This is a genomic window from Wolbachia endosymbiont (group A) of Icerya purchasi (assembly GCF_947251635.1).
GTDB classification, from domain to species: domain Bacteria; phylum Pseudomonadota; class Alphaproteobacteria; order Rickettsiales; family Anaplasmataceae; genus Wolbachia; species Wolbachia pipientis.
On sequence record NZ_OX366357.1, the window covers coordinates 615,203 to 640,914 of the forward strand.

Below are 25,712 nucleotides of genomic sequence, written 5' to 3' on the forward strand. Positions count from 1 at the left end.
TATTTATTCTGAGAGATAAAATTTTATTTATTTTTCATAAATTGTATTGTATAATTTAGTATTGGTTGAATATAGCGAGGTGAGTTATGGATGGACTTGTAGATATAGCAAAATTGCTTTCAGATAATGAAGCTAATATCAATTGGCATTACACCGGCCCATTTGATAAAACAAAACAAAGAGTACAGGCAGATAATCTCCTGCATTTAGCTGCAAGAATACAAAACAAAGGTAAATTTGTAGACATTTGTAAGAAGAACATTGCTTCTGTAACTGCGCATAATGAATATGGAGATAATCCATTTCATGAAGCAGCAAGAAGTGGAATTTTGCTGCCTGCAGTACAAGAGATTGTGAATGACTTAGAGACGGAAGCTGATAACAAAATTACGAAAGCAGAAGAAGCTGGAGATCGGAAAGAAGTAAGCAGATTGAAAGAGGAACTCAAATGTAATAAAAAATATATTAAAGATGCGCTCTGCAGTAAAGGCTATGCTTTTAATAAGAAGAGGGAAACTCCTCTTTATTACTTAAATGCTGCACAACAGAAAGAAATTAAGCAAATCGCAGGCATAAAAGACAGCTTTATATGTAACCAGAAGTTTCACCTGTGCTTATATATAATAGGAGCGATAGCATGTATCGCTGCTTTATGTTTGTCTTTATACTTTTTATTTTTAGTTTCTCAATCTTTTGCACTAAGCTCGATGGTTGCAATAGCTTCTGGCGGAGTCACATACCTGTCAGTTAAAGCATGTAGCGAGATACATGCCTTGCATAACGAAAGCACTTTAGTGGAAAATGCTAATGTACAACTTGTAGGAGAAAGTTTAGGTGTTTGATGAAGCTAGAAATTACTTGCAGGCAATGATATAGAAATTTACTTTCTTAACTTCAGAAAGTATACTCATACGATGATAGAAAAGAAGTACAGTAAGATTTTAATAGCAAACAGAGGAGAGATTGCCTGCAGGATTATCAGAACTGCCCATAAGATGGGTATATCTTGTGTGTGCATATACTCGGATGCAGATGTAAATTCTGTGCATGTAAGACAAGCAGATGAGTCAAGATATATCGGCCCTTCGCCATCTTGCCCCAGTTATTTAAACATTGAAAAAATATGTGAAGTAGCAGTTGAAACAGGTGCGCAGGCAGTTCATCCTGGCTATGGTTTTTTAGCAGAGAATCCAGATTTTCCACGTGCTTTGCAGAAGTATAATATAGACTTCATCGGCCCCAGTGCAGAAACAATAGAAGTTACAGCCAACAAAATAACAGCAAAAGAAGCGGCAAGAAAAGCTGGAGTGAATGTAGTGCCAGGATATATGGGTAAGATCAGCGATGCTGCCCACGCAGCTCAAGTTGCTAAAGAGGTCGGTTTTCCCGTTATGCTCAAAGCTGCATCAGGCGGTGGTGGCAAAGGAATGCGAATTGTAAACTCCAAAAAAGAAATTGAACTAGCATTTACATCAGCCACAAATGAAGCAGAGAAAAGTTTTAAGGATGGCAGTATCTTTATAGAGAAATATATAGAATTACCAAGACATATCGAAATACAAATCATAGCGGATAAATATGGCAATATAGTATGTCTTGGAGAGAGGGAGTGCTCAATACAAAGGAATAATCAGAAAATAATGGAAGAAACGCCAAGTCCATTTATTAGTGAAGAAGTAAGACAAAAAATGTATGCTCAATGTGTTTCTTTAGCAAAGCAAGTTGGCTATTTTTCAGCAGGTACTGTTGAGTTTGTTGTAGATAAAGACCAAAACTTCTATTTTCTTGAGGTAAATACGAGATTACAAGTTGAGCATCCAGTAACAGAATTTATAACTGGAATAGACATAGTAGAAGAAATGATTAGAACTTCCTGTGGAGAAAAATTAAGGTTCAGTCAGGATGATATTAAACTTACTGGTTCTGCAATAGAAAGTAGAATTTGCGCTGAAGACCCATCGAAGAAATTTTTCCCTTCCAGCGGAAGAATAAAATATTACGATAAACCGGGTGAAAATGATTATGTAAGAATAGATGATGGAGTTGCTGCAGGTTCAGAAATTAGCACGTTCTATGACTCAATGATTGCAAAAGTTATAACATATGGAAAAGATAGAGTAGAAGCGATCAGCAGAATGCAAAAAGCATTGTCTGAATGCTATATAGAAGGAGTGACAAATAATATAGAATTTCTAGAATCCATCTTCCATCACCCAAATTTTATCGCAGCAAAGCTCCATACGAGATTCATTCCAGATCATTACCCTAGTGGGTTTCACGGCGATTTTGTTGCAGAGGAGTATATTAAAATATTTATTTTCACTGCGTTATATGTTCATTTGGAAAATGAAGAAAGGTACCATCATAAAGCAGTGAATGAAACATCTCAGGTGTCATTCCAGTGCGTGACACTGGAATCTAGTAAAAAAGAAGGGGCACCAGTATCAGCTACTCGGATGGCAGGTGACCGTGCAAGAGATTTATTCATAGTTAATATAAATGACAATGAGTACTCCGTAAGTGCAAGATATCAAGATAATATATTAACAACAGTATATAACCACAATACATACTCTGTAGTAGGCAAGTGGAAATCAAGTCATAAGTTACTATATATTACAATTAATGATGATGCTGATATAACATTTAAAGTAGAAAAACAAGGCAGTAAATACTTCATAAGACATGCAGGCATGAAAGCTGAATGTTGTGTATTCAAATCTCATGTAGCTGAATTAAGTAAGTTAATGCTAAACAATAAAACAGAAGAGATTTCAGTAGATGCTGTAAAATCCCCAATATCTGGCTTATTAGTTAAATTACACGTAAATGTAGGAGATCAGGTAGAAATAGGACAACCTTTATTTGTTGTGGAAGCGATGAAAATGGAAAATATTATATGTGCTGAAGCAGCAATGGTGATAAAAAATATTCCCGTTCAAGAAGGAAAAAATGTGCAGATTGGTGATGTAGTCTGCTTCCTTAAATAACACAAGAAGTATAAACTTGACCCAAACAAGATAAATGAAAACACTTGATGAGCTATGGCAATGGCTATCGGTATGTGCAATAATAGAGTAATTACACCTAAAATGATCTGAATGACGACGGAGAGCAGCATAATATATACCGGTTTTATGCTAGCATTTTTTACTGTGAGTATTACTACCAAAGTTAGTATTAGCAATGCCAGTGCTCGATGTATAAATTGCACTGTCGCTCTGTTCTCAAAGATATTCAGCCATATAGGCTGTAAGAAAAATAAATCTTCTGGAACGATTTGTCCGTCCATTAGTGGAAAGGTATTATAAATCAAACCAGCATTTAATCCCGCAACAAATGCGCCGAAAATTATTTGTATTACAATTAGAATCAGAATAAGTATTGTGTAATATATACTACTGTTAGTAGATTGAAATCCTGTCATCCGAGTAGCTGACACACAACTGTACGAACGCTTACTTTTGAAAATAAATTGCACAGCAAATGGTGTCATGAAAGTAGCTGACACTGGAATCCAGCTTTTACTATGCAGCCACTTATTTAAAGTTAAGTTTTCTGGATCCCAGTGTCTGGGCACTGGGATGACATCTTCCTTGGTGAAAATTACTCTTATATTGCAATGTTCGTATAGTTGTGTACGTAACACTGGGATCCATATTTGGTAATCAAAAAATTGATACGATAATAGTGCAAAGATAATTAATGCCAATAATAAGTGAAGTGCAAGCCTATAGTGGCTAACATGAGGTTCAGTTACTAAACCACTTTTAACCATATACCAACCAGCAAAAGCTTGTAAAGCTCCAAATAATAATGCCACAAATAGCTTTATTACTACCTTTTTAGATATTTTTCTTCTTAATGTAAGATATATAAATGGCAGGACAAAAACTAAACCTGTTAGTCTTGCAACCAATCTGTGTACATATTCTATTAAGTATATAGCGCGAAACTCCTCCATACTCATACCATAGTTGAATGCTTTATACTCAGGTGTAGCCTCGTATTTTAATTTTTCTTGTAGCCAGTCTTGCTCATTCAGTGGTGGTAATGTTCCAGTAATAGGTTTCCACTCCGTGATTGACAATCCCGCTCTTGTAAGTCTGGTAAATCCACCAATTCCTACCATAAGAATTACCATAACCGAGCAGAGAAAAAGCCAAATAGCTACAGGTTTTGCTTCCATAAACCATGTTTAGTTTTGTTCCATCGCTCAGGGTAAAGAATAAATTCCCACAAGGCAAGAAAAGCCGCAACACTATGTAGCAGACTATAGACCGGAAAAAATATCGATACTATATAAAAATAAAAAGACATCTTTTGCTGTTTAACAGCTATTACCAAAAGAATCAGGTTAGTAACGTATACCACTACAAAGTAGTACAAAAATAATTCATTTAAAACTTTAGTTAATATCAATGAAAGCAGTAAAAATGGAGTAGTAAAAAATATAAAAGCTGCAGAGCCAACAAAAAGATTCAATAGCAAAATTCCCTTAAATCCAGTGTGTTTATAAAGTGACTTTATATTTTTAAAATGAACAATATAAGTTTGCATATAGCCTTTGATCCAGCGCGCTCTTTGCTTAATCCAAGCAAATACAGCAATTGGTGACTCTTCCAATGTTTCTGAGTCAATCATCCTGGTTTTATATCCTATTTGCGCAAGTCTCAAACCAAGGTCAGCATCTTCGGTAACACTGTAAGCATCCCAGAAAAACACTTTTTTTAGAATTTTTACTGAAAAATGATTACTGCTACCACCCAAAGGCATTGGCATGTTCATTTTTTGGAATCCAGGCAATAAGTATTGAAACCAGTTCATATACTCCAGAGAAAAGGATTTTGTGAGAAAATTATAATCACAATTATAGTAATTTAATTTCGCCTGTACACAGGCTAACTTATCGTCGCCCTTATTAAATTCAATCAGTGCTTTTTTTAACTGCAATGGGTCTGGTTTATCGTCCGCATCATATATTACTGCATACTTTCCTCTAGCAAAGCTCATAGCATAATTGCATGACTTGGCTTTTGTTCTAGGCAAAGAATGAGGCACTTTTATTACTTCAAAATACTGCGGTAAAGTGTACTTTTCTATAGCTGCTAGCGTTTCTTGGTCATCACTTTCTACCTGAAGCTTCACATCTAATTTTGATTTTGGATAATTCAAACTTTCAATGCTTTCGATCAATTGCTCTATCACTGCACTTTCTTTAAAAGCAGGCAATAAAATAGTATATATAGGAAAATCTTCTTCATTCAGCTTACTATAATCCACTTTTTGGTTGGAGGTTTCACATAAGCTAAAAACTGTAGCTATAAACTTGAATAAATAACTAGAACATCCGATTATAAATATCAACATCAAAGCAAAATATGTATATTTCTCTGTTAGTGTTAAAATTGAAGTTACAATAAAGAAAGAAGCAAAAAATATTGAGCTTAGTTTAATGCTTTTAGCTGAAAAATTAGGATTCTTGTAATATAAGTAGTTGCTTGCAAATTCTGAAATACCAAAGTGCGAGTTAAGAAGATTTAAAATCTGTTCGCTATCCACTTTTATTAATACATAGTCAATACCGTAATGAGCTTCGACCCAACGGTTGATATCTCGGCTTGTGTCTTCAACCATAAAAAAAGTAGTATTATTTAATTTTTGCCAAGGAATTATATTAAATTTATAGTAAAAAAGTTTTTCTTGCTCTTTGCATAAACTAGAATCAAACTTAATTTTTTCTACATTATCAGCTTGAAGTATGGGCATTAAACCTAATGCAATTTTTTATTTAAGTCACGTGAAAATGAAGATATGACCTCGCTACTACGCTTATCATCCTTACGTTCATGCATTATTTTTTTTACAGCATCAGCAGCTATATTCGCTGTGTTAGCCTGTAAATCTCCAAGAGCTTTTTCAACTTGGTCAGTGACTTTCTTCAAGTTAGAATGGGCATTGTCATCTAATGTCTGATCTAGCTGCTGTCTATTGTGCTTAATGATACTATTAGCTTTATCAAGTGCTTCATTCATCATTTTATTAACTTCTGCATCTAATTCTTTGTATTTTTTAGAAGATTTTTTGTAATACTCCAACATATCTTTCCTGAATTTTTCAGTTTCTTCACTTGAAAATTTGCTTTTGTTACGCTTATTGTTAAGCGCATTTTTTATCACTTTCTTTAGCAATTTATACGAAAGGACAAAACTTACCAAGAAGGCAAGACCGATAATCAGTGATGTAGACATAAAAACCCCTAAAATTCTTTGGACACCAAGTCAGCAATAAATTCCTCTTCAATTTCAGAATTAGTCAATTTAGTATAATAAATTAAAGCAATACTAGTAGCCATTTGTTTTAACTGATCAGTATATTCAGATTTAAATTCTGCCACTTTTTTTTCAATAAGCTTGCTCTTTTTTTTGTCTTCCTCTTCTAATATATTCTTAACATTAGCTCTCATTTCTTCTACCTGAGCAAGTGCATCATCTATGATTTTTTTTGCCTGTATTCTAGCTTGGTTTAAAGCGGCATTATACTTGGCAATCCGCTCTTCCGTGAGTCTTAAAAGATGAACAGAACTATTAAAAGAACCCAATACTTCTTTACTTCTAGTGCTTATTATTTTATCTAACTTTGGTAAAAATAAACAACTTACTACGAAAAAAAGTGAAGAGAAAAAAATTAAAAACCAAAAAACTTGAGAAAAGAAGGTTGAAACATCAAGCTGTGGCATGTGTTAAGTACGGAATATCAATATCATTGCAATTACAAATGCAAGAAAGCCCATGACCTCAATCATACCAGCACCAACATAAACATAAGTTCTCATCTTCTCTTCCGTGCCAGGATTTCTCGCAATCCCATTTAGTATACTAGAAAAAATATGAGCTACGCCTAAAGTAACACCTAACATAGCAAACACCATCAAACCAATTGCTATAAACTTTAAAGCTACTAAATCCATATATTACCCTTAACTATTCCTTAATAATATTATAAAATGTTCTACAGGTAAGTCAAGCACTTACTTTACTGTATCTGATAAGTATACGCATGTTAATATAGTAAATATATAAGCTTGCAAAACTGCAACAAATACCTCAAATCCTATTAGTGCAATTATAAATAAAAAAGGTGCAGGAATGAAAAGTACGTTCATATTCACAATCAACCCCGCTATCACTTTAATGACTGTATGACCAGCAATCATATTTGCTGCAAGCCTTATTGATAAGCTAACTGGCCTTACTAAATAAGTAAGCAACTTGATAATAATTATTATAGGTGCAAGCCACCAAGGAGTTCCTCTTGGTAGGAATATGCGTAAAAACCCTATTCCCCTTTTCTTAAATCCAACAATTGTTATATAAATAAAAACCACCATCGACAAAGCAAAAGTGACTATCACATGACTTGTAACTGTGAAACTATAAGGAAGAATACCAACTAAATTACACGATAAAATGAAAATAAATACTGTGAATATCAATGGAATGTGCTCCAAACCTTTACTTCCAGTGTTACTTTCTATTATTGAAATAACAAAATCATATACATATTCAACAGCAGCTTGCAAATATCCTGGTATTACTGCCCCCTTCTTTATTCCAAAAAGCAAAAAGAGTATCACCAATATCACCGAAATCATCGTGAAAAGAGATGAATTGGTAAAGCTTACGTCATACCCAAATAACCTAGGTAACTCTATTATTGTATATACTTTAAACTGCTCCAGCGGATTTAATGCCATTTTAATCTGAACTATAAACAGTAAATAAAGTATGAATTTTATAGGACAAAGTCAAGAATTAAGATAGAGCTCTGTGTCATTATAACATTGATACATTAACAAAATATGTAATTAGAGTGTTAATTACAGTCAGCTCTGTATTTTAAAATTTACTAATCTTATTAAATTACTCAACATCTTGACTTAACATCTTATTTTAATTATAATTTAATTTTTAGTGAGGTAGATAATGAACGAAATAGATTTTATTAACACTAATCATCTTTTAAATTTAGAGCAGGAATTTGGTAACGGATACATCAAATTGACAGATGGTTCCTTTAACGAATATACTGGCCATTATCAAATAGGAAGCGAAATACTAGATGAAAGCCATAATATGATAGGAAACTTAACTATTGATGGTTACATTTGTAATGCCTATGCAGGTGACCACAATATGAATCTTAAATTCTTTACGGAAATAGATTTAAAAGGTGATATAAAGAAGATAAATTCTCTTCGCAAGAAGATATAAAATTACAAAAGCTTCTACATCGTTGCTTGTAATGCTCTAGTGTACAAACATTGTAATTTGTAGATAATTTGCGTAGTAGGTGATGTCATTCCAGTGCTTGACACTGGAATCCAGTTTTTATTGTACAACCACCTGGTGTACTCATTTAAAATTAAGTTTTCTGGATCCAAGTAGTCTGGGCACTGGGATGACATCTTTCTTAGTCTCTTGTATCACAATGTTCGTACAGTTGGTGCGACCCGAAAGTCGTGATTTTGTGATGGTTAAATTCCATCTTCCCTAGACATCGGGGGTAATGTATCTCTCACATTTTAGAGAGTGGCAACCTCTAGGATGCAAGCATGAGATAAAAGCAGGTAACACTAAACCTTATAGTGAATCCCTGCAAACAGAGTTAGATATGGTTACGAGAGGAACCAATGCCTGAATTGTCGTAACGAACGATATGCGAAATAAGGTTGGTTAACGCATAGACCAAAAGGTACGGAGAAAGTGGATAATTAGAACTTGACTGGTCTGATTAAGATGTTTCCCATCTCCCGGCAAAAAGTTGGAACCTAAGTCTAACATGAAACAATTTCATGGAACGGAGTAACATTATAGATGCTCTTATTCTTTAAGCAGGGAGCCACCCGTATGCACCTATAATGAGGGATTGTCTAAGAAGCCAAGGCCTAAAGTAATGTTTAGGATATGCTGACGTGGACACTGTAATTTGGAAGGTAAAGTTGTGAGTAGTGGTTAATATGTTATGAGCCAACATTAAGTGTTAGGTATGAATGAATACGACTTCTCTAGTAATATAGAGAATGCTGTATTTAAGCTATAAAAACAAATTTACCAAGCTTTGAAATGTTAATTACATGGAGAAGTATGTATGACAAACACCAAGTTAGAGAGAAGCCGGATGTGGTGAAAGTCACAAGTCCGGTTTTGAAGTCGAGGGGGGAGAGGTGACTTTCTCCACTTAGATAACTGCTTGTGACGCGAATTCTGGATTAAAGGAGAATAGAAAAGGCAGAAAACAGGGTAAACTCAGCAGTTATAAAAAAATAGATGAGGTTACCCATGGAAGATATAACAAAACTGTTTTGTTTGGTCGATGATTTTTGCAGAGATATAGAGAAAAATTTTGCAGGCAAACTACTGCCAAATGGTAAAAAACCCACAAGAACAACGGAAATTGAGCACTCTGAAATCATGACAATAATCCTGCTATATCAACAATCTCCGTGTAAAAATTTCAAAACTTTCTATCTACATTACCTAACGTTGCTCTACAAATCAGAGTTTCCAAAGTTGCCTTCATATACCAGGTTTGTTGCTCTAAAGCCTAGGGTTTTGTGGCATTTAGCAATGTTGTTGCATTGGCTTTGTGGACAGTCAGAAAACACTGGAATTTCATATATAGACACAACTCCCATTGCAGTTTGTCATGCAAAAAGAATATCCAAAAACAAAGTTTTTGCTGGAATTGCAAAATTAAGCAAGAGTACTTACGGCTGGTTTTTTGGTTTCAAATTACATATGGTAATCAATGAAAATGGTGAAATTCATGCACTTACGCTAACAAAAGGCAATGTTGATGATAGGATACCTGTGCCAAATTTGACGGAAAAATTAACCGGCCTTTTGTTTGGTGACAAAGGTTATATTGCAAAAGAGCTTTTTCAGAAGCTGTTTGACCGAGGTTTGAAACTTGTTACCAAGGTGAAAAAAGGTATGAAAAATACATTAATTTCGCTAAATGAGAAGATTTTACTGAGAAAAAGGTCTATCATTGAGACTGTTTTTGGTTACCTAAAAAATAGACTAGAAATTGAACACACTCGCCATAGATCCCCTGTTGATTTCTTGGTTCATATCTTTTCTACTCTCATCTCCTATTCCATCAAATCCAAAAAGCCTTCTATTTCCTATACTTCCTTCCTTAATCCAGAATTTGCGTTATAAGGAAGAAGATATCTTGAAAAACTGTAATAGTGTTGATCTGATAATTCAATTAAGTGAATTCGACTATTCAGCTTGCAACGCTAAAATTATTAAACATGCTGATCTAGAAACGTATGGCACACATTCTGTTTGGTTAACAAATCGTTACGTAAAGATTAATACAGTGCGCTCCAATAGGCCTTGGCACATGTTGAAAAATTAAGAAACTTGATTTTAAGGTTTGGTTAATGTATACCTAAATAAGTTTAAACTAGAAAAATGTTATGGTTACAGACACTCAAGATCCTTTCAAAGACTATTTTGATTTTTTAGGATTTAGAAAACTTTCTGACCAGCCCAGTAGAATTTTGAGCTCTATAAGAAAGTATTCTGGTACTATATCGATAGCAAGTACCATTGCTACTCTTATAGCATTTACTGCCTTTTCTATTCAGCCTGTTACAGTAAGTATTGCTGGGTTTGCGTTCACGCCAGCACCTCTTGCCTTTATTCCTCTTACAGTTCTCTTATTTACTGCTGTTATAAACTTTATAAATACACAAAAAATAAAAGAGAATGAGATAGATAAAAAAATAGGAAACTATCAAGTTGATGAACAGTACAGCCAGATTGCTCAAGAAGCTAAAAAAATTGAAATTGTAACAAATTTAGATAAAAAGGGGAAAAAGCTTTCAATAGTTTTACCAATTTCTAAGACGCAGAGAAAAATACTAGAAGATATAGAAGCAGAAAATAGAAATAGGATTCTCTTGTTTACAGGATCATATGTATTTGGTGCTATTATAGTAGTTTCAGCAATATCACAATCTATTAATGCTCCAATAATATTAATAGCTTTATTAGTCGCTATTCTTTTATGCATCATATCAACACTTAGCAATCTAATAAGTAATAGCGTGGATCATGAAAATCATACTATTAGAAAACACAGTGCTTTAGGTCTTCTACTTCCATACTGGTCTGGAAAGGGCATGGTTGTATCAGTAGTAGAAAATAAGCTTGGTAAAAGGGAAAATGAACTAATATCTCTAATGAAAAAACTACTTAGTCCGCTTTGCAACTCATTTGACAGTAACCTTAAAAAAGCTTGCGATTTACTTGATAATAGTCTTTTAAAGACTGCAAATATTAACATTAAAGAAACGCTTGATCACCTAAAAAAAATCAGAGAAGACATCAAAAAAGATTTAGATTGGCTACATGCAGAAATTTCAGAAGTTTTAAACAACACTAAAGAATTGACAAAAAAAGCACATTCACTAGATATTGAAGGTACTTTTTCTAGGTTAGAGAATGCTATTAAAATTGCTGAAGATAAGATTGAACGATTTGAACCAAGCCGCTTTGTAGGCTGGCTTCAATCAACTACTCAGTCTAATAATAACGAGTTCCTTAGCATGCTAAAAAAGTTAAAAGAGGAAAAAACGGAATTGAAGGAGCAATTAAACGTAGTAAGGAATGAATTAGAAGAAATAAAAAAGAAGCAAGCTCAACCAAGTACGCCTGATTTAGAAGCTAACAATGGAAATAATACTAATAAATTATTAGTATTAGAAAATAAAGTCAAAGAACTACGTGACACAGTTAGAAAGTTAGAGCTGGAAGCAGAACAAAATAAGCTGCAGCAAAAGAAGGAAAAGTTAGAGCAAAAAAAATCTGAACAAGAAAAAACAGATGAATGGAAAGAAAAAATCAACAGCAAACCAAGTGACTTTCTATATTATTTATTAGAATCTATTAAGCTGGAAGAAAAAGATAATAAAGAAGAAAAGGTTGAGGCAACATTACGAAATTTTGATAATAAAGTGACGATCCACTGGAAAGATGGCTCTCAAACAATTTGCCATATTAAAAAACAAGGTGATCTGCAAATTGAGTCTAGCGCAACAATGTTTACAGACCCAAATGTTCAAGCAGCATGGGAAATGGCGCGGGGTAAATCACTATAGATCACTCAGTAATAACCTTAAGTGTTAATAATGATAAAGAGAAATTAAGGCTAGATATCTACGTAGCTGAAAAGTGCAACATATCACGCAGTAAAGCTCAAAGATTGATACAAAATGAGCAAGTGAAATTACTTGGCATACCGATAATTAATAATGATCACATAGTAAAACCAGGTGAAGAGTATATAGTACATCTCGTTCAACCTGACATATCCACATCAATTGAGCCTAACTACAACATAAAGCTCAATATCATCTATGAAGATGAGGACATTATAGTTCTGAGTAAACAAAGTGGATTAACAGTGCACCCAGGTGCTGGGACAAACAATGATACGCTTTTGAACGCAGTTATCGCTTACCTTGATGTAAGACCAGGAATTGTTCATAGACTCGATAAAGATACCAGTGGGCTAATGGTAATTGCAAAAAATGAAGAAGTCCATGGTTTTTTGTCTGAATTGTTATCAAATCGTAAAATAAAGCGAGAATATTTAGCAGTAGTTTGGGGAGCATTATCTTCCCAGCAGGGAGCTATAGAAACTAACATTGCTCCCAAACGCGGTAATAAAGAAATGATGTGTGTTACAAAAACAACCGGAAAATTAGCAATCACTCACTATTTGGTGCAGAAAATTATAGGACAAGTAAGCTTAGTCAAATGTGTTCTAGAGACAGGCAGAACACACCAAATTCGAGTCCACATGAGCCACATAGGACATTCCATAGTTGGTGACCAAGTTTATGGAAAAAATAGTAGTAAAAGCACAAAATATGCTAAAAACTCTAGTTTCATTCGTAATTTCAACAGACAAGCACTACATGCTTACAAATTAGGATTACACCACCCAAAAAGTAAGGAATACATGGAATTTATCTCTGATTTACCGCAAGATATAAAAACTTTAATTGGTGAGTTTGACAACATATCTTAATAACATTCGTATTAACCTGTCAATATTATCATCCATGTTATCAGGAAGTTAATTAATGAAAGAAAAACTGCTGCACTACCTAGATCTTTCACCTTTTTTGAAAGTATGTGTTGTTCACTGGAAATACGCTCAATTGTCGTTTCAAAAGTAGTGTTAACAATTTCCACAATTAACACCAGGAATAGGCTGCTTATCATTACTGCACGTTCTAGATTACTTACATCCAAAACAAACAAAATTGAGACACATACTATAAAAAGTAGCAACTCCTGTCTGAACGCAATTTCTGATATAAAAGCTGATTTTATTCCTTCACAAGAGTATTGAATTGCTTTTATTAGACGAATAATGCCCTTCTTCATTATTACTCACAAAACCCTTTAATCAAAATTTTAACTCATTTGGATTTGCTACACCCTATAGCATTTTATCATTTGTTCACCCTATTGGTTTTGAAATTAAGATTTACTGCAACTACAATAAGTGCTCTTATCATCACATTTTGGTGTTAAGTCGGGATAGAACGTGAGTATAGCATCATTCTTTCTTACAAACACTGATTGATAATTGTCATCCTCCATTTTATACAGGCACATTCCATCTTTTCCCAATTCCTTAAGCGCCTTAGTTGCAGAAATTAAAATATCATCGGCATGAAGGTTATATGCATATTCATTTGGGCATTTAACTTTCACTTCTCCATCCTTGCCCAAATATTTCATTCCGAATGTATAAACTGGTGGCTTAATATCTGATTTATTGCATAGGGACTTATCATTCCAAATTGCACCTGCCCATTTATCTTCTTGAGCTTCAACGTATCTACCTACAAAATGCATACCACCTAATTTATTGTTTGGCTCACCACAAAAAATATGTTCAAACCCTACAGTTTCTTTTTCACTTCCACTATTTGTAAACCAAATGTTAGCCAGCTCATCTTTAAATAACTCCAAATCCGCATCTGGTGTGACAATTTGATGATCAAGCTCATCATATATTCCTTTCACTACTTCTTGATGCTGCGGACAACTAAGTAAAATTTTGAAATCTTCTTTATCTGGATGTGCTCCCCAATCTCCACAAACTTTCAACACTCCTCTATCGAAGTCAGTTAATTCTGGAACGGTGGCTGGTTGTGAACTGAAAAATGGTTCAAAATTGACCTCAACATTTTCTTCTACATAGCCGGTGTGAAAATAATGATCCTTAATATAAAAAATAAATCCTATTATTGGTATTATTAAACATAAAATTAGTTTAACTGTCTTCGACATAATCATGTTCACAAAAAAGCTAGCTTACAAGAAACAATTTAAAAAAGTTTTAATCTAATCATTTTTGCAGAGCAGTAACTCCCGGCATTTCATCACCACTTAACCAATCTAAAAATGCTCCTCCACCAGTGGAAACATATGTAAAATCCTTATCGGTAAAGCCTGCAGCGCTTATTGCAGATAGACTATCACCTCCCCCTATTATGCTGGTTAACTTTCCTTTGTGCGTTAAGTCACTTACGATTTTCATTACCCCTATTGTACCACTTGCAAAAGCTGAATGTTCAAAAACACCAATAGGTCCATTCCACAGCAGAGTCTTACTGCTTGCTATTATACTGCTTATTGTACTCAAAGTTTGTGGTCCGATATCCAAAATTATATCACCGTCCAAAATGGACTCAGTTCTTCTTGAAATACTAGTACTGTAATCAGAGTTTACTGCAACCAGAACGTCTTCTGGCACAACTATTTTGCAATTGTTTTTATTTGCTGTTTTAACAATATTATGTAGAAGGTCGTCAACATCATTTTGAAAGAAAGATTTCCCTATATTTACTTTGCTAAATGACAAAAAATTATTAGCAATTGCACCACCGAGAACTAGGTAATCAACCTTTTCTGTTAGCTTTATAAGCATTTTTATCTTAGTTGATATTTTGGCTCCCCCAACTATCGCAGTAATAGGTTTAGCTTTAAATGATACAGCTTTTTCAAGATACTTTAGCTCATCTTGCAAGCAAAATCCTGCATAGGAGGGTAAAAATTCTGTAATGCGTGAAATAGAAGCGTGAGCTCTGTGAGAGCAAGAAAATGCATCATTTACATATATATCCGCCAGAGATGCTAATTGTCTGGCAAAGTTTGCATCATTCTCCTTTTCCCCTTCATAAAATCTTAGATTCTCCAGTAATATTATATCTCCTGCATCCATAGCACTCACTGCTTTTTGCACTTTTTCACCAACGCAATCATCAATGAATTTCACTTTTTTATTTAGTAACTGTGATGAAGTGTCAATTATATTTTTTAGCGACAGATTATCGTCTCTAGCCTTTGGGTGTCCGAAATGCGATATAATAATAATCTTTGCACTCACATTCACTAAATACTGAATAGTAGGCAATGCTCTCAAAATACGAGTGACGTCACGAATTTCTCCATCTTTTATAGGAACATTGAAGTCAACTCTAAGTAAGACGGCTTTATTGTGAAGATCACAATTTTCTATACTAGGTATGTTCATTATAAAATTGAAGCTATAAAGTCACTATACAGCAGTTTGATCTAAAGTAAAGTTTTAAGCTTACGAACGTTTAAGGAAATTTGCATGCCAAACACTTGACACTGGAACCTTATCGTCATGTCACCGCAAACTGTCATACCGCCGCGGTATCTCTAGATCCCGCTAACACGTAGCGGGATGACGATTGTCAGGCCGGCACCCCATAAACGCGAATTCTGGATTAAAGGAGAATAGAAAAGGCAGAAAACAGGGTAAACTCAGCAATTATAAAAAAATAGATGAGGTTACCCATGGAAGACATAACAAAACTGTTTTGTTTGGTCGATGATTTTTGCAGAGATATAGAGAAAAATTTTGCAGGCAAACTACTGCCAAATGGTAAAAAACCCACAAGAACAACGGAAATTGAGCACTCTGAAATCATGACAATAATCCTGCTATATCAACAATCTCCGTGTAAAAATTTCAAAACTTTCTATCTACATTACCTAACGTTGCTCTACAAATCAGAGTTTCCAAAGTTGCCTTCATATACCAGGTTTGTTGCTCTAAAGCCTAGGGTTTTGTGGCATTTAGCAATGTTGTTGCATTGGCTTTGTGGACAGTCAGAAAACACTGGAATTTCATATATAGACACAACTCCCATTGCAGTTTGTCATGCAAAAAGAATATCCAAAAACAAAGTTTTTGCTGGAATTGCAAAATTAAGCAAGAGTACTTACGGCTGGTTTTTTGGTTTCAAATTACATATGGTAATCAATGAAAATGGTGAAATTCATGCACTTACGCTAACAAAAGGCAATGTTGATGATAGGATACCTGTGCCAAATTTGACGGAAAAATTAACCGGCCTTTTGTTTGGTGACAAAGGTTATATTGCAAAAGAGCTTTTTCAGAAGCTGTTTGACCGAGGTTTGAAACTTGTTACCAAGGTGAAAAAAGGTATGAAAAATACATTAATTTCGCTAAATGAGAAGATTTTACTGAGAAAAAGGTCTATCATTGAGACTGTTTTTGGTTACCTAAAAAATAGACTAGAAATTGAACACACTCGCCATAGATCCCCTGTTGATTTCTTGGTTCATATCTTTTCTACTCTCATCTCCTATTCCATCAAATCCAAAAAGCCTTCTATTTCCTATACTTCCTTCCTTAATCCAGAATTCGCGTATACAGCAAATTCATCAACACAAAGGTAAATAAAAAAAGATTAATCAGTCAATAAATTAATAATCAGAATAGGGCAATTTTTCGAATTGTTGATGATATTTAAAATTTCACTATAATGAAAGTTTAAGCCAGCGTTTTTAAGATGAATAAAGAGTTATTAGATGACATACTTTCACTTGAAGATAAAGCAGTTTCCGAAATTGAGAATGCTTCTTTTTTGCAAGATTTAGAAAAAGTTAGACTATTATATTTGGGAAAAAAGGGTGTAGTTAGAGCGTATTTTGATAACTTAAAAAAGATAGAAAATGCAGAGAAAAAGCGTGATTTAGGCGCAGTTATTAACGCTTTACATGATAAGATAGATCATCTTATCATGAATAGGGAAAATGTGCTAAAAACAGAAGAAATTAACTTTAAATTGCAGAACGAGGCAGTTGATATTACGTTGCCTGCGAGGCCAGAAAAAATTGGCAAGGTCCATCCACTCAGTAAGGTTCTAAATGAAGTAAAGCTTATTTTTGCACATATGGGTTTTAAAGCAGTTGATGGCCCTGACATTGAAGATGAATTTCATGTATTTGATGCACTGAATACTCCAAGTCACCATCCTGCGCGAGAGGAGCAAGATACCTTCTACTTAAAGAATAAAATAGATGATAAAAGAATGGTGCTGCGCACTCATACCTCATCTGTACAGATTAGAACCATGGAAAAAACAAAAAAATTCCCAATTAAAATAGTAGCCGCAGGTAGAGTATACAGAAACGACTTTGATGCAACTCACACCCCTATGTTCCATCAAATAGAGGGGTTATATGTCAATGAGAATGTCAATATGGGCCAGTTAAAATTTACTATTCATCACTTCCTTAATAAGTTTTTTGGAGATAAAGGGCTGAAGATACGTTTTCGTAATAGTTTTTTCCCTTTTACCGAGCCTTCTGCAGAAGTGGACATAAGTTATAAAGGTAGTAAATGGATAGAAGTACTGGGATGCGGTATGACGCATCCAAATGTATTTCAAAATGTTGGAATAGACTATACTAAATACAACGGTTTTGCGTTTGGCATTGGTATAGAAAGGCTTGCAATGCTAAAATATCAAATTAGCGACTTGAGGAGCTTTTATGACAACAAAATCAGCTGGCTTGATCATTATGGTTTTCATTTTTCATCTTTAAGATAAGTGATAAATAAAGCTCATACTTTTATCATACTTGCTGCCGGGCATGGCAGGCGGATAAATTCAGATTTGCCTAAGGTTCTGCACGAAATAGGCAATTTTTCCATGCTTCAGCATGTCATTTACAATGCAAAACAGTTAAATCCTGAAAATATTGCTGTTGTAGTTGATCAGCCTTTAATTGAAAGATTAAAGTGCTTTGAGGATATACAGTTAATTACACAAGAATCAACACTCGGCACGGGAGATGCAGTCAAAACTGCGATGAGAAACCTGAAAGAATTGCCAGATTTGAACATAGTTGTTGTGCAGTATGGAGATACTCCGCTCATAAAAAGCAGCACAATAACTAAAATGGTTAGTTATTTAGAAGGCAAGACTCTAGTTTGCCTAGGTTTTAGGGCAAGCAATAAAGAATATGGTAGGTTAATCATTGAGAATGGTTCCTTAAGAGAAATCGTAGAAGCAAAGAGTGATAAAAATAATCATGAAGAGTTTCTTGCAAATGCTGGAATAATGGTTGCATGTGCAAAGAATTTACGTGAATTGGTGGAGAAAATAGAGTGCAATAGCTCAACTCATGAATATTACTTGACCGATATAGTTTCCATTGCAGTGAAGAGTAATTTAAATGTCGGTTACGTTATTACCGGTGGAGAAGAAGCAACGGGAATAAATAACAGAAATGACCTTATAAAAGCTGAATTTTACTTTCAAGAAAATAAAAGAAAAATTTTTACCGACGCCGGAGTAACGCTTGTTGCGCCGGAAACTGTTTTCTGTTCTCTTGATACGCAAATTGCCAGAGACTCAGTTATTTACCCATATGTTTTTTTCGGCCCTGGAGTACAAATAGAGTCTAGTGCAAGAATACTGTCATTTTCGCATTTGGAGAACTGCTTAATTAAAGGTGGTGCTGAGGTCGGTCCATTTACCAGAATACGCGGAAACACAACAATTGGTAATAAGGCAAAAATAGGAAATTTTGTGGAAGTGAAAACAAGTGAAGTTGGTCAAAACACTAGAATAAAACACTTAAGTTGTATAGGAAATGCTAAAGTAGGGCAGGAGAGTAATATAGGAGCAGGCACTATTGTTTGTAATTATGATGGGAAAAATAAACATGAAACGAATATAGGGAGCAATTGCTTTGTTGGCGCCAATAGCTCACTAATTGCGCCGCTTAATATTCATGATGAATCTGTAATTGCAGCAGGTAGTGTTATAGTTGAGGATGTACCAGAAAAAAGCCTTGCAATAGCAAGGGAAAAGCAGGTGATTAAGAGAATAAAGTAATTCGCTGTAATTATATTAGACTTCTTGCATTACCTCCCAGACCACAACTGTCATTCAATAGAAACAAAAAAAAATTGCTTTACAAACTTCGCCAGCCCCCTTATTATAGTATTAAGGGTATTTTTGACTCAAAACTTGTTTTTGATCTGCGCAGGTTCAATGACAAAATTCAGTAAAAAACTCAGGGTATCTTTTGGCGGATTACATAAAATTATAGCTGCTGCATGTCTTTTAAATTTTTTTCTACATTCAGCCAAACCGCGCTTAAACTAAGCGTCAGCACATTATTATAGCGCCAATTTAAAGTATTAGAGGGTCAAAACCAGCACCACGGGGTTTCTTTTGCCTTTTTTTTATTTGGTAAATTTCTTAAATATTTATGGCTAAACGACAACCGTCATCCCGCTGCTTGTGAGCGGGATCTAGAGATACCGCGAATGAATCGCGGTATGAAGGTTAAGTATCCCGCTACGTGTTAACGGATGAGATACCGCGAATGAATCGCAGTATGACGTAGAGTTAGCGTTAGCCATAACACAACACTTTTATACTCACCAACTCAGTATCCAACCTGGATCCCAGTGTCTGGGCACTGGGATGACAGGAGAAGGAGGCTACTTAGATGACAGGAAGAGAAGGCTACTTGGATGGCAGGGAGGGGCTACTTGAATGACAGTTCTTATCGTCGTTAAACTTAGAGCTATAATAACTATTTGCCTTTTTTCTGCTTAGGTTATGCAAGAAGTCTACTGTCTGAGAAAAAGTAGATAAAGGGTGAAGAAAGATAGAAGTGTTTAAATAGCTCAAAAAGAACGTTAAGTCATGCTTTTTATTTATATTGACAGCGTATATGACATCGTTTACGATTAAAGTTAATAACAATAATTTATATTTATCATGTTTGCAGTAATTGAGACTGGTGGAAAGCAATATTTAGTAAAAGAAGGTAGTATAATAAAGGTAGAGAAGTTAGAAGCTGAAGAAAAAAAAGAGGTGGAAATCAATAAGGTGATTTGTATTTCAAATAATGGCTTATCTTATTCATCTAATGCTACTGTTAAAGCTGAAGTGTTGGAGCAGTGCAGGGGGGAAAAAATTATAATCTTTAAGAAGAAAAGAAGAAAAAATTACCGTAGGAAAACTGGTCATAGGCAGTATATAACTGTTCTTCGTATAAATGAAATTAGTCTTCAAAAGTAAGAGGTAAGATATGGCAACTAAAAAATCAGGTGGTAGTTCCTGTAATGGTAGAGATTCAGCGGGTCGTAGGTTAGGAATAAAGAAGAATGGGAAGGTTATTCCTGGTAACATAATTGTGCGCCAAAGAGGCACAAAATTCCATCCTGGGAAGAATGTTGGTATAGGTAAAGATCATACGATTTTTGCCAAAGTAGAAGGCTGGGTCAGTTTTAGAAGGTCAGCAAATAAAAAGACTTTTATTGATATCGTGCCTACAGATAATATGAAAGCTTCAGCTTGAATAAATCATGGGTCTGTAGCTCAGGTGGTTAGAGCGCACGCCTGATAAGCGTGAGGTCGGAGGTTCAACTCTTCCCAGACCCACCATTTAGTAGTTACTAACTGTGTTTTCTATAGCGGTTTTGATATTGTATAAGCAAAAACATGAGTTTGTATAAAAATTTAGTAACTAGTGAATCAGTTGCGGCTGGTCATCCAGATAAAGTAGCAGATCAAATTTCAGATGCAATACTTGATAAATACCTTTTTACTGATCCTTTTGCGCGAGCTGCAATAGAGACTTTAGTCACCAAAGATAACGTTATTATAGCTGGGGAAGTGTTTGGGCCTAACATTAAGAATAGCAAGATTAAAAGTATTGTACGGAATACAATAAAAGATATTGGTTATGAGCATGATGGTTTCCACTGGAAAAAAGTGAAGGTAAATATATTGCTGCATGAGCAATCAAATGACATTGCAATAGGGTTGGATCAAGGTGCTGGGGATCAGGGCATAATGTATGGCTATGCAACAACAGAGACAGAAAACCTTATGCCGGCACCCATTTTTTATGCACACTCGATTCTGAAAAATATCATGAGCGCAGTTAAAGAAGCAAAACTTGGTCCAGATGCAAAGTCACAAATCACTTTGGCATATGAGAATAACCTCCCGGTACGTGCTGAAAGTATTATTGTCTCAATACAGCACCCTGAGGATTTGGATCAATCAAAAGTAAAAGAAATAATTTACCCTTACATAGTTTCATCTTTACCTGAAGGATGGATGTGTCCTGAGGAAAATCTCTTAGTCAATCCAACTGGTAGATTTGTTATTGGTGGGCCAGTTGGTGATTGTGGATTAACCGGACGAAAAATTATGGTTGATACTTATGGAGGTTATATTCCACACGGTGGAGGAGCATTTTCCGGAAAAGATGCAACCAAAGTTGATAGATCTGCAGCTTATATGGCAAGATACCTTGCTAAAAATATTGTCTTTGCAGGGTTGGCTGAACGTTGTCTGGTGCAGCTTTCTTATGCAATTGGTATATCAAAACCTACTTCATTCTATATTGATACATTTGGTACGAATACGATAGAGGAAAGAGTAATTAAAAAGTTTATTGAGAATAATATAGATTTATCAACAAAAGGCATAATCAAGCATTTATCGCTTAATCATCCTATATATAAACGTACAGCCTGTTATGGACATTTTGGTAAAAAGTCAGAAAATGATGGTGGATTTTCTTGGGAAAACATGAACTTGTCTGCTGATCTTTGTAGAGAATTCAATATAGAAGGTAATAGTAAAATTTCTTTAGATTGCTAAAATTTTTGATTTACAGCCCCATATTTATATACTAGCTTATTGTTAAAGTATAATTGCTTTTTCATAATAATTATACCATATTAGTGATAATTTTTTTTTATATTCAGTTTTTATTGTGAGGCTCATAAAGTGTATAACGAAATAGAAGGAGAACTGTACAACGTAATTGTAAAAGAGTTTTCCGATCTTATTGATAAGATGAAAGAACATCCTTTTTATGTTGAATTGATGAATGGTACTTTAGATTATAAAAGATTTAAATTTTACCTTCAGCAGGATTTTCTAGGTTCTGTAGATTGCGCTCGTGCTCATTTAGTTGTTGCAGCTAAAGTTAATGATGTTGAGACAATGAGAGGGTTAATTGATATAACAAAAGGAGCATTTGATTTTCGAGAACAATATAAAAAATATTTCGAGGATTGTGATCTATCTGATAATCATAAAAAGTCAAGAGCTTGTTCTGCCTGTGTTGACCTTTTCATGAGTACTGCGTATCACAATTCTGTTACTGAGACCTTAGTGTTGTCTTATTCTCTCTTTAATGTATACCAAATTGTTATATGCCATATGGTAAATGAGATAACAACTAAGGGGATTAAAAATAACAAATACAAAAAGTGGATTGATATCTGTAATAGCAAAGGAATGGACGCGGTGGTTGAAGAGGTTAGTGATATTACAAGTGAGCTATACAAAAAAGCTAGTGACTGTGAAAAGGAAAAGATATATGAGCTTTGTAGAAAAGGACTAGAGCTAGAGATAATGTTTTTGGATGAGGCATATTACTCTAATATACCTCAATAAAAACGCATTAGCACAAGTTGTTTACGTTGGCAGTATTGTAGTGTTCAGTGGTATAATTAAGAGTTGTTATGGATCAAATCTTTTAAAGGATATAATTGAGCATCCTTTTAATGTTGAATTGGCGAGTAACACTCTAAGTATAGAAAGTTTCAGATTCTATATTCAACAAGGTACATTACTCTTGAGTGATTATATTCGTACCGTCTTAATTACTGCATCCAGGGTAGAAGACTGTAACAATGTTGTTTCACTTATTAGGGTGGCTCGAGGGGCAATTGCTATTGAAAGAATTTTGCATAACCACTACTTTGCTATATATGCTATAAATTGTGGAGAGAAATCTCTTGAGTGCTTAAATTTCACTAATTTTCTTTTGTCTACCTCATATAGCAACACTTATGAAGCCATAACAGTTTTGTATTCTTATATGTTTATATACAAGATTATCGTTGATAGTATGAAAAATAGATTCAAGAAAAATAATAGATATAAGGATTGGTTTGATTTTTATAGCGGTAGTTTTATAGAGTCTGGATGCATTATTTTGGAAAATATTGTTGATGGATATTGCAGCAAAGCAAGAGAAAATGAAAAGAGCATGATGCTTAAGTTATTTAGAATAAGCGCCCAATTCATGTTAGATTTTTTGAACGGTGCATATAATTTTTCACAGTTCAATCAAGATTTTAGGAAATATTGACAATTTTAAGCTAATTTGTATCCTTAATAAGTATTTTTTAAAATGCTATGAAAAGTAAAGAACATGATTTTCATTTAGTGGATCCAAGCCCTTGGCCAATTGCTATATCAGCAGCAATTCTTATTCTTGCACTTGGATTAGTTGGCGCGCTTCATAAACAAATTTTCGGAGTGTTTTGTTTAGTTTTGGGAATCTTTGCAGTATCAGGGGTGCTGTTTTATTGGTGGAGAGATGTAATAAGTGAGGCCATTTATGACAAATGTCACACTGCCATTGTAAAACATGGACTCAAATTTGCAATGTACTTATTTATTCTCTCGGAGGTCGTATTTTTTATAGTGTTCTTTTGTTCATTCTTTAAAGCCTGGCTTGATCCAGTTTTTTTATTTGAGGCGTTTTCTCCTGCAAAAAAAGTTGAATGGCCCCCTGAGGGAATTTTGCCACCTGATCCGTGGTCACTACCGTTCATGAATACGTTAATATTATTGCTTTCTGGTACAACAATTACTTGGGCAAATCACTCTTTACTTAAAAATGATAAAAAGAGCATGATTAAAATGCTGTCCATAACTATATTGCTTGGAGTTTTTTTTATAATAGTGCAAGCAATAGAGTATCATGAAGCGAGTTTTTCTCTACAAGAAACAGGAGAAAAGCTTATTTATACATCCAATTTTTATATGATTACCGGTTTTCACTGCGCACACGTTATAATAGGAATAATATTTTTATCAGTGTGTTTATTTAGAGCAAGGAAAGGCCAATTTACACTTCAGGACCATTTGTGCTTTGAGTTTGCCTCCTGGTATTGGCACTTTGTAGATGTAGTCTGGATATTTTTATTTTTGTTTGTCTATTGGTTAAGCGTTTATTAAGTGGTTAAAATAATAGGTCTAGATCCAGGAATAAGCAAGACTGGGTGGGCCATTATCAGCCTGAACGAAAAAAATAATATTGAATTTTTGGGCGGCGGTACCATATCAACTGATGGTAAATTGGGTGCAGGTGAACGCCTACATATAATTTTTGAACAATTAAAGAAAGTAATTTCCCTATACTCTCCGAATGAAGCTGCGGTGGAGAAAATTTTTGTTAATAAAAATCCTAAATCTTCACTAACTTTAGGATATGCAAGAGGGGTTGTAATTTTAGCGTTAAAAATAACAAAGCTAACTATGAATGAATATGATGCAAACTATGTAAAAAAAAGCATTACCGGAAATGGCCATGCTGATAAGGATCAGATTATATTTATGGTGAAGCAAATAGTTAAAAATTTGAGTATAAAATGCCACCATGCTGCTGACGCTCTTGCTGTAGCAATTTGTCATGCTTATACGAAAGGTTCTTGTTTTGTTGAGTAACTTTTATATGGGATTCAGTTTGAAGATTTCCAGATCTGGAAAAACTATTTGATTGTATTTATCTTGTCTAACGTTCGTTGCAAAATAATACATGCGGAGATTTTATCATCTATTTTTTTCGATTTTGTGATTGATATTCCAGTAATTTTTAGTGTATGAGTTGCGATAGATGTTGAGAAGCTTTCGTCTTGTAAGTATATATTTACTTTATATTTTTTTATTATTTTATTTGCGAATTGGATTATAGTTTTACACCATTTAGTTTCTTGCTCGTCCATTTTTAATGGTAGTCCTATTACCATTGATCCAGATTCATTTTCTTTGAATATTCTATGCAGATAACCTAAATCTTTGCTCATATTTTTTCTGTGATATATGCTATGAGCTGTGGCTATGAGCTGTGTTTTATCGCTAAATGCTATGCCTATTTGCTTTTCTCCCATGTCAAGGCACATTATGCGCTTATCTTTTGGAATAGACTTTAGAAACTCATCTGGATTTCTATGTAGCATCTATTAGACTTCCTTTAAAGTGACCTTACCAAAAAAGTGGAGAGAAAGTTAAGAAAATTTTTTACAAAAAGAATAATGAATCAAATTGCTCAGGAATGCAATAGACTTCTTGCATAACCCAAACTAAGTAGAAAAAAGGTATCATCCGAGTAGCTGACACTGGTTCACCTTATAACGCGAATTCTGGATTAAAGGAGAATAGAAAAGGCAGAAAACAGGGTAAACTCAGCAATTATAAAAAAATAGATGAGGTT

At 34.4% G+C, this 25,712-nt stretch carries 27 protein-coding genes, 1 tRNA gene and 2 pseudogenes; 19 read left to right on the top strand and 11 right to left on the bottom strand.

All coding sequences use genetic code 11. The features are described 5' to 3' along the window. Positions 1-86: 86 nt before the first annotated feature. Positions 87-842, top strand: coding sequence for an ankyrin repeat domain-containing protein (locus OPR17_RS03315; protein WP_265022075.1), 756 nt, complete (start codon positions 87-89; stop codon positions 840-842). 72 nt (positions 843-914) lie between these two features. Then, on the top strand, positions 915-2,990 hold the full coding sequence (locus OPR17_RS03320) for an acetyl-CoA carboxylase biotin carboxylase subunit (RefSeq protein WP_265022076.1): 2,076 nt from the start codon (positions 915-917) through the stop codon (positions 2,988-2,990). Here OPR17_RS03320 and OPR17_RS03325 read toward each other — a convergent pair. From OPR17_RS03325 to OPR17_RS03350, 6 genes are read right to left on the bottom strand one after another with little or no spacing between them, the layout of a single operon-like run. After that, the gene (locus tag OPR17_RS03325) at positions 2,939-4,189 is read right to left on the bottom strand and encodes a COX15/CtaA family protein (RefSeq protein ID WP_265022077.1); all 1,251 of its coding nucleotides are present in this window, start codon (positions 4,187-4,189) and stop codon (positions 2,939-2,941) included. The genes OPR17_RS03320 and OPR17_RS03325 overlap by 52 nt on opposite strands. Continuing rightward, positions 4,171-5,769, bottom strand: a complete 1,599-nt coding sequence (locus OPR17_RS03330) for a glycosyltransferase family 2 protein (protein ID WP_265022078.1) — start codon at positions 5,767-5,769, stop codon at positions 4,171-4,173. Before OPR17_RS03330 ends, OPR17_RS03325 begins: the two co-directional genes overlap by 19 nt. Before the next feature lie 5 nt (positions 5,770-5,774). Further along, positions 5,775-6,251: a F0F1 ATP synthase subunit B family protein gene (locus OPR17_RS03335; protein ID WP_065094793.1), complete on the bottom strand. Its 477-nt coding sequence runs from the start codon at positions 6,249-6,251 to the stop codon at positions 5,775-5,777. 8 nt (positions 6,252-6,259) lie between these two features. Continuing rightward, positions 6,260-6,739, bottom strand: coding sequence for a F0F1 ATP synthase subunit B family protein (locus OPR17_RS03340; RefSeq protein WP_265022079.1), 480 nt, complete (start codon positions 6,737-6,739; stop codon positions 6,260-6,262). A 3-nt stretch (positions 6,740-6,742) separates the two neighbouring features. Further along, a complete protein-coding gene (locus tag OPR17_RS03345; protein WP_265022080.1) occupies positions 6,743-6,970 on the bottom strand; it encodes a F0F1 ATP synthase subunit C in 228 nt (75 codons plus the stop codon). A 60-nt stretch (positions 6,971-7,030) separates the two neighbouring features. After that, positions 7,031-7,756 (bottom strand): F0F1 ATP synthase subunit A, encoded by a 726-nt coding sequence (locus OPR17_RS03350; protein WP_265022081.1) that lies wholly within the window; start codon positions 7,754-7,756, stop codon positions 7,031-7,033. Positions 7,757-7,985: 229 nt separating this feature from the next. Here OPR17_RS03350 and OPR17_RS03355 point away from each other — a divergent pair, with 229 nt between their 5' ends. Next, positions 7,986-8,273: a hypothetical protein gene (locus OPR17_RS03355; RefSeq protein ID WP_265022082.1), complete on the top strand. Its 288-nt coding sequence runs from the start codon at positions 7,986-7,988 to the stop codon at positions 8,271-8,273. A 17-nt stretch (positions 8,274-8,290) separates the two neighbouring features. On the opposite strand, the pseudogene OPR17_RS03360 reads toward OPR17_RS03355, so the two are convergent. Beyond that, positions 8,291-8,446, bottom strand: a pseudogene (locus OPR17_RS03360) (WPE palindromic element domain-containing protein); the annotation flags it as partial. 895 nt (positions 8,447-9,341) lie between these two features. Between OPR17_RS03360 and OPR17_RS03365 the strand changes: the two are divergent. The 4 genes and pseudogenes from OPR17_RS03365 (at position 9,342) to OPR17_RS03375 (ending at position 13,110) form a co-directional block, all read left to right on the top strand. Next, the gene (locus OPR17_RS03365) at positions 9,342-10,226 is read left to right on the top strand and encodes an IS982 family transposase (protein WP_265021329.1); all 885 of its coding nucleotides are present in this window, start codon (positions 9,342-9,344) and stop codon (positions 10,224-10,226) included. After that, positions 10,216-10,428, top strand: a pseudogene (locus tag OPR17_RS07430) (ComEC/Rec2 family competence protein); the annotation flags it as partial. The gene OPR17_RS03365 and the pseudogene OPR17_RS07430, both read left to right, overlap by 11 nt. Before the next feature lie 61 nt (positions 10,429-10,489). Beyond that, complete coding sequence (locus tag OPR17_RS03370; RefSeq protein ID WP_265022084.1) at positions 10,490-12,175, top strand: hypothetical protein; 1,686 nt, start codon at positions 10,490-10,492, stop codon at positions 12,173-12,175. Then, positions 12,166-13,110: an RluA family pseudouridine synthase gene (locus OPR17_RS03375; protein ID WP_265022156.1), complete on the top strand. Its 945-nt coding sequence runs from the start codon at positions 12,166-12,168 to the stop codon at positions 13,108-13,110. The genes OPR17_RS03370 and OPR17_RS03375 overlap by 10 nt, the downstream gene beginning before the upstream one ends. Before the next feature lie 11 nt (positions 13,111-13,121). On the opposite strand, the gene OPR17_RS03380 is transcribed toward OPR17_RS03375, so the two are convergent. The 3 genes from OPR17_RS03380 to OPR17_RS03390 all read right to left on the bottom strand — a co-directional run bounded on the left by OPR17_RS03380 (position 13,122) and on the right by OPR17_RS03390 (position 15,633). Then, a complete protein-coding gene (locus OPR17_RS03380) occupies positions 13,122-13,472 on the bottom strand; it encodes a diacylglycerol kinase (RefSeq protein ID WP_265022085.1) in 351 nt (116 codons plus the stop codon). A 96-nt stretch (positions 13,473-13,568) separates the two neighbouring features. Beyond that, positions 13,569-14,387, bottom strand: a complete 819-nt coding sequence (locus OPR17_RS03385) for an EndoU domain-containing protein (RefSeq protein ID WP_265022086.1) — start codon at positions 14,385-14,387, stop codon at positions 13,569-13,571. A 58-nt stretch (positions 14,388-14,445) separates the two neighbouring features. Continuing rightward, positions 14,446-15,633, bottom strand: a complete 1,188-nt coding sequence (locus OPR17_RS03390; protein WP_265022087.1) for a phosphoglycerate kinase — start codon at positions 15,631-15,633, stop codon at positions 14,446-14,448. 184 nt (positions 15,634-15,817) lie between these two features. Between OPR17_RS03390 and OPR17_RS03395 the strand changes: the two genes are divergently transcribed. The 12 genes from OPR17_RS03395 (at position 15,818) to ruvC (ending at position 24,946) form a co-directional block, all read left to right on the top strand. Beyond that, positions 15,818-15,961 (top strand): hypothetical protein, encoded by a 144-nt coding sequence (locus tag OPR17_RS03395; protein WP_265022088.1) that lies wholly within the window; start codon positions 15,818-15,820, stop codon positions 15,959-15,961. Continuing rightward, complete coding sequence (locus OPR17_RS03400) at positions 15,924-16,832, top strand: IS982 family transposase (protein WP_265022089.1); 909 nt, start codon at positions 15,924-15,926, stop codon at positions 16,830-16,832. Before OPR17_RS03395 ends, OPR17_RS03400 begins: the two co-directional genes overlap by 38 nt. Positions 16,833-16,945: 113 nt before the next feature. Then, complete coding sequence (gene pheS / locus OPR17_RS03405) at positions 16,946-17,989, top strand: phenylalanine--tRNA ligase subunit alpha (RefSeq protein ID WP_265022090.1); 1,044 nt, start codon at positions 16,946-16,948, stop codon at positions 17,987-17,989. After that, complete coding sequence (gene glmU, locus OPR17_RS03410) at positions 17,990-19,282, top strand: bifunctional UDP-N-acetylglucosamine diphosphorylase/glucosamine-1-phosphate N-acetyltransferase GlmU (protein WP_265022091.1); 1,293 nt, start codon at positions 17,990-17,992, stop codon at positions 19,280-19,282. 897 nt (positions 19,283-20,179) lie between these two features. Then, a complete protein-coding gene (gene rplU / locus OPR17_RS03415) occupies positions 20,180-20,482 on the top strand; it encodes a 50S ribosomal protein L21 (RefSeq protein ID WP_006279565.1) in 303 nt (100 codons plus the stop codon). Between the two features lie 10 nt (positions 20,483-20,492). Next, entirely contained in the window at positions 20,493-20,762 is a 270-nt protein-coding gene (gene rpmA, locus OPR17_RS03420; protein WP_038249057.1) for a 50S ribosomal protein L27, read from the top strand. Between the two features lie 9 nt (positions 20,763-20,771). Next, a tRNA-Ile gene (locus OPR17_RS03425) sits at positions 20,772-20,848 on the top strand. A 57-nt stretch (positions 20,849-20,905) separates the two neighbouring features. Beyond that, complete coding sequence (gene metK, locus OPR17_RS03430; protein ID WP_265022092.1) at positions 20,906-22,078, top strand: methionine adenosyltransferase; 1,173 nt, start codon at positions 20,906-20,908, stop codon at positions 22,076-22,078. A gap of 129 nt (positions 22,079-22,207) precedes the next feature. Then, entirely contained in the window at positions 22,208-22,882 is a 675-nt protein-coding gene (locus OPR17_RS03435) for a thiaminase II/PqqC family protein (RefSeq protein WP_265022093.1), read from the top strand. Positions 22,883-22,922: 40 nt separating this feature from the next. Continuing rightward, positions 22,923-23,582: a thiaminase II/PqqC family protein gene (locus OPR17_RS03440; RefSeq protein WP_265022094.1), complete on the top strand. Its 660-nt coding sequence runs from the start codon at positions 22,923-22,925 to the stop codon at positions 23,580-23,582. 47 nt (positions 23,583-23,629) lie between these two features. Then, on the top strand, positions 23,630-24,457 hold the full coding sequence (locus OPR17_RS03445; protein WP_265022095.1) for a cytochrome c oxidase subunit 3: 828 nt from the start codon (positions 23,630-23,632) through the stop codon (positions 24,455-24,457). Then, positions 24,458-24,946: a crossover junction endodeoxyribonuclease RuvC gene (ruvC, locus tag OPR17_RS03450; protein WP_265022096.1), complete on the top strand. Its 489-nt coding sequence runs from the start codon at positions 24,458-24,460 to the stop codon at positions 24,944-24,946. A gap of 44 nt (positions 24,947-24,990) precedes the next feature. Here ruvC and ruvX read toward each other — a convergent pair whose 3' ends face one another. Further along, positions 24,991-25,458 carry a Holliday junction resolvase RuvX gene (gene ruvX / locus OPR17_RS03455; RefSeq protein WP_010082183.1) on the bottom strand — a complete coding sequence of 156 codons (468 nt, stop codon included), beginning with the start codon at positions 25,456-25,458 and terminating at the stop codon, positions 24,991-24,993. Between the last annotated feature and the right edge of the window lie 254 nt (positions 25,459-25,712).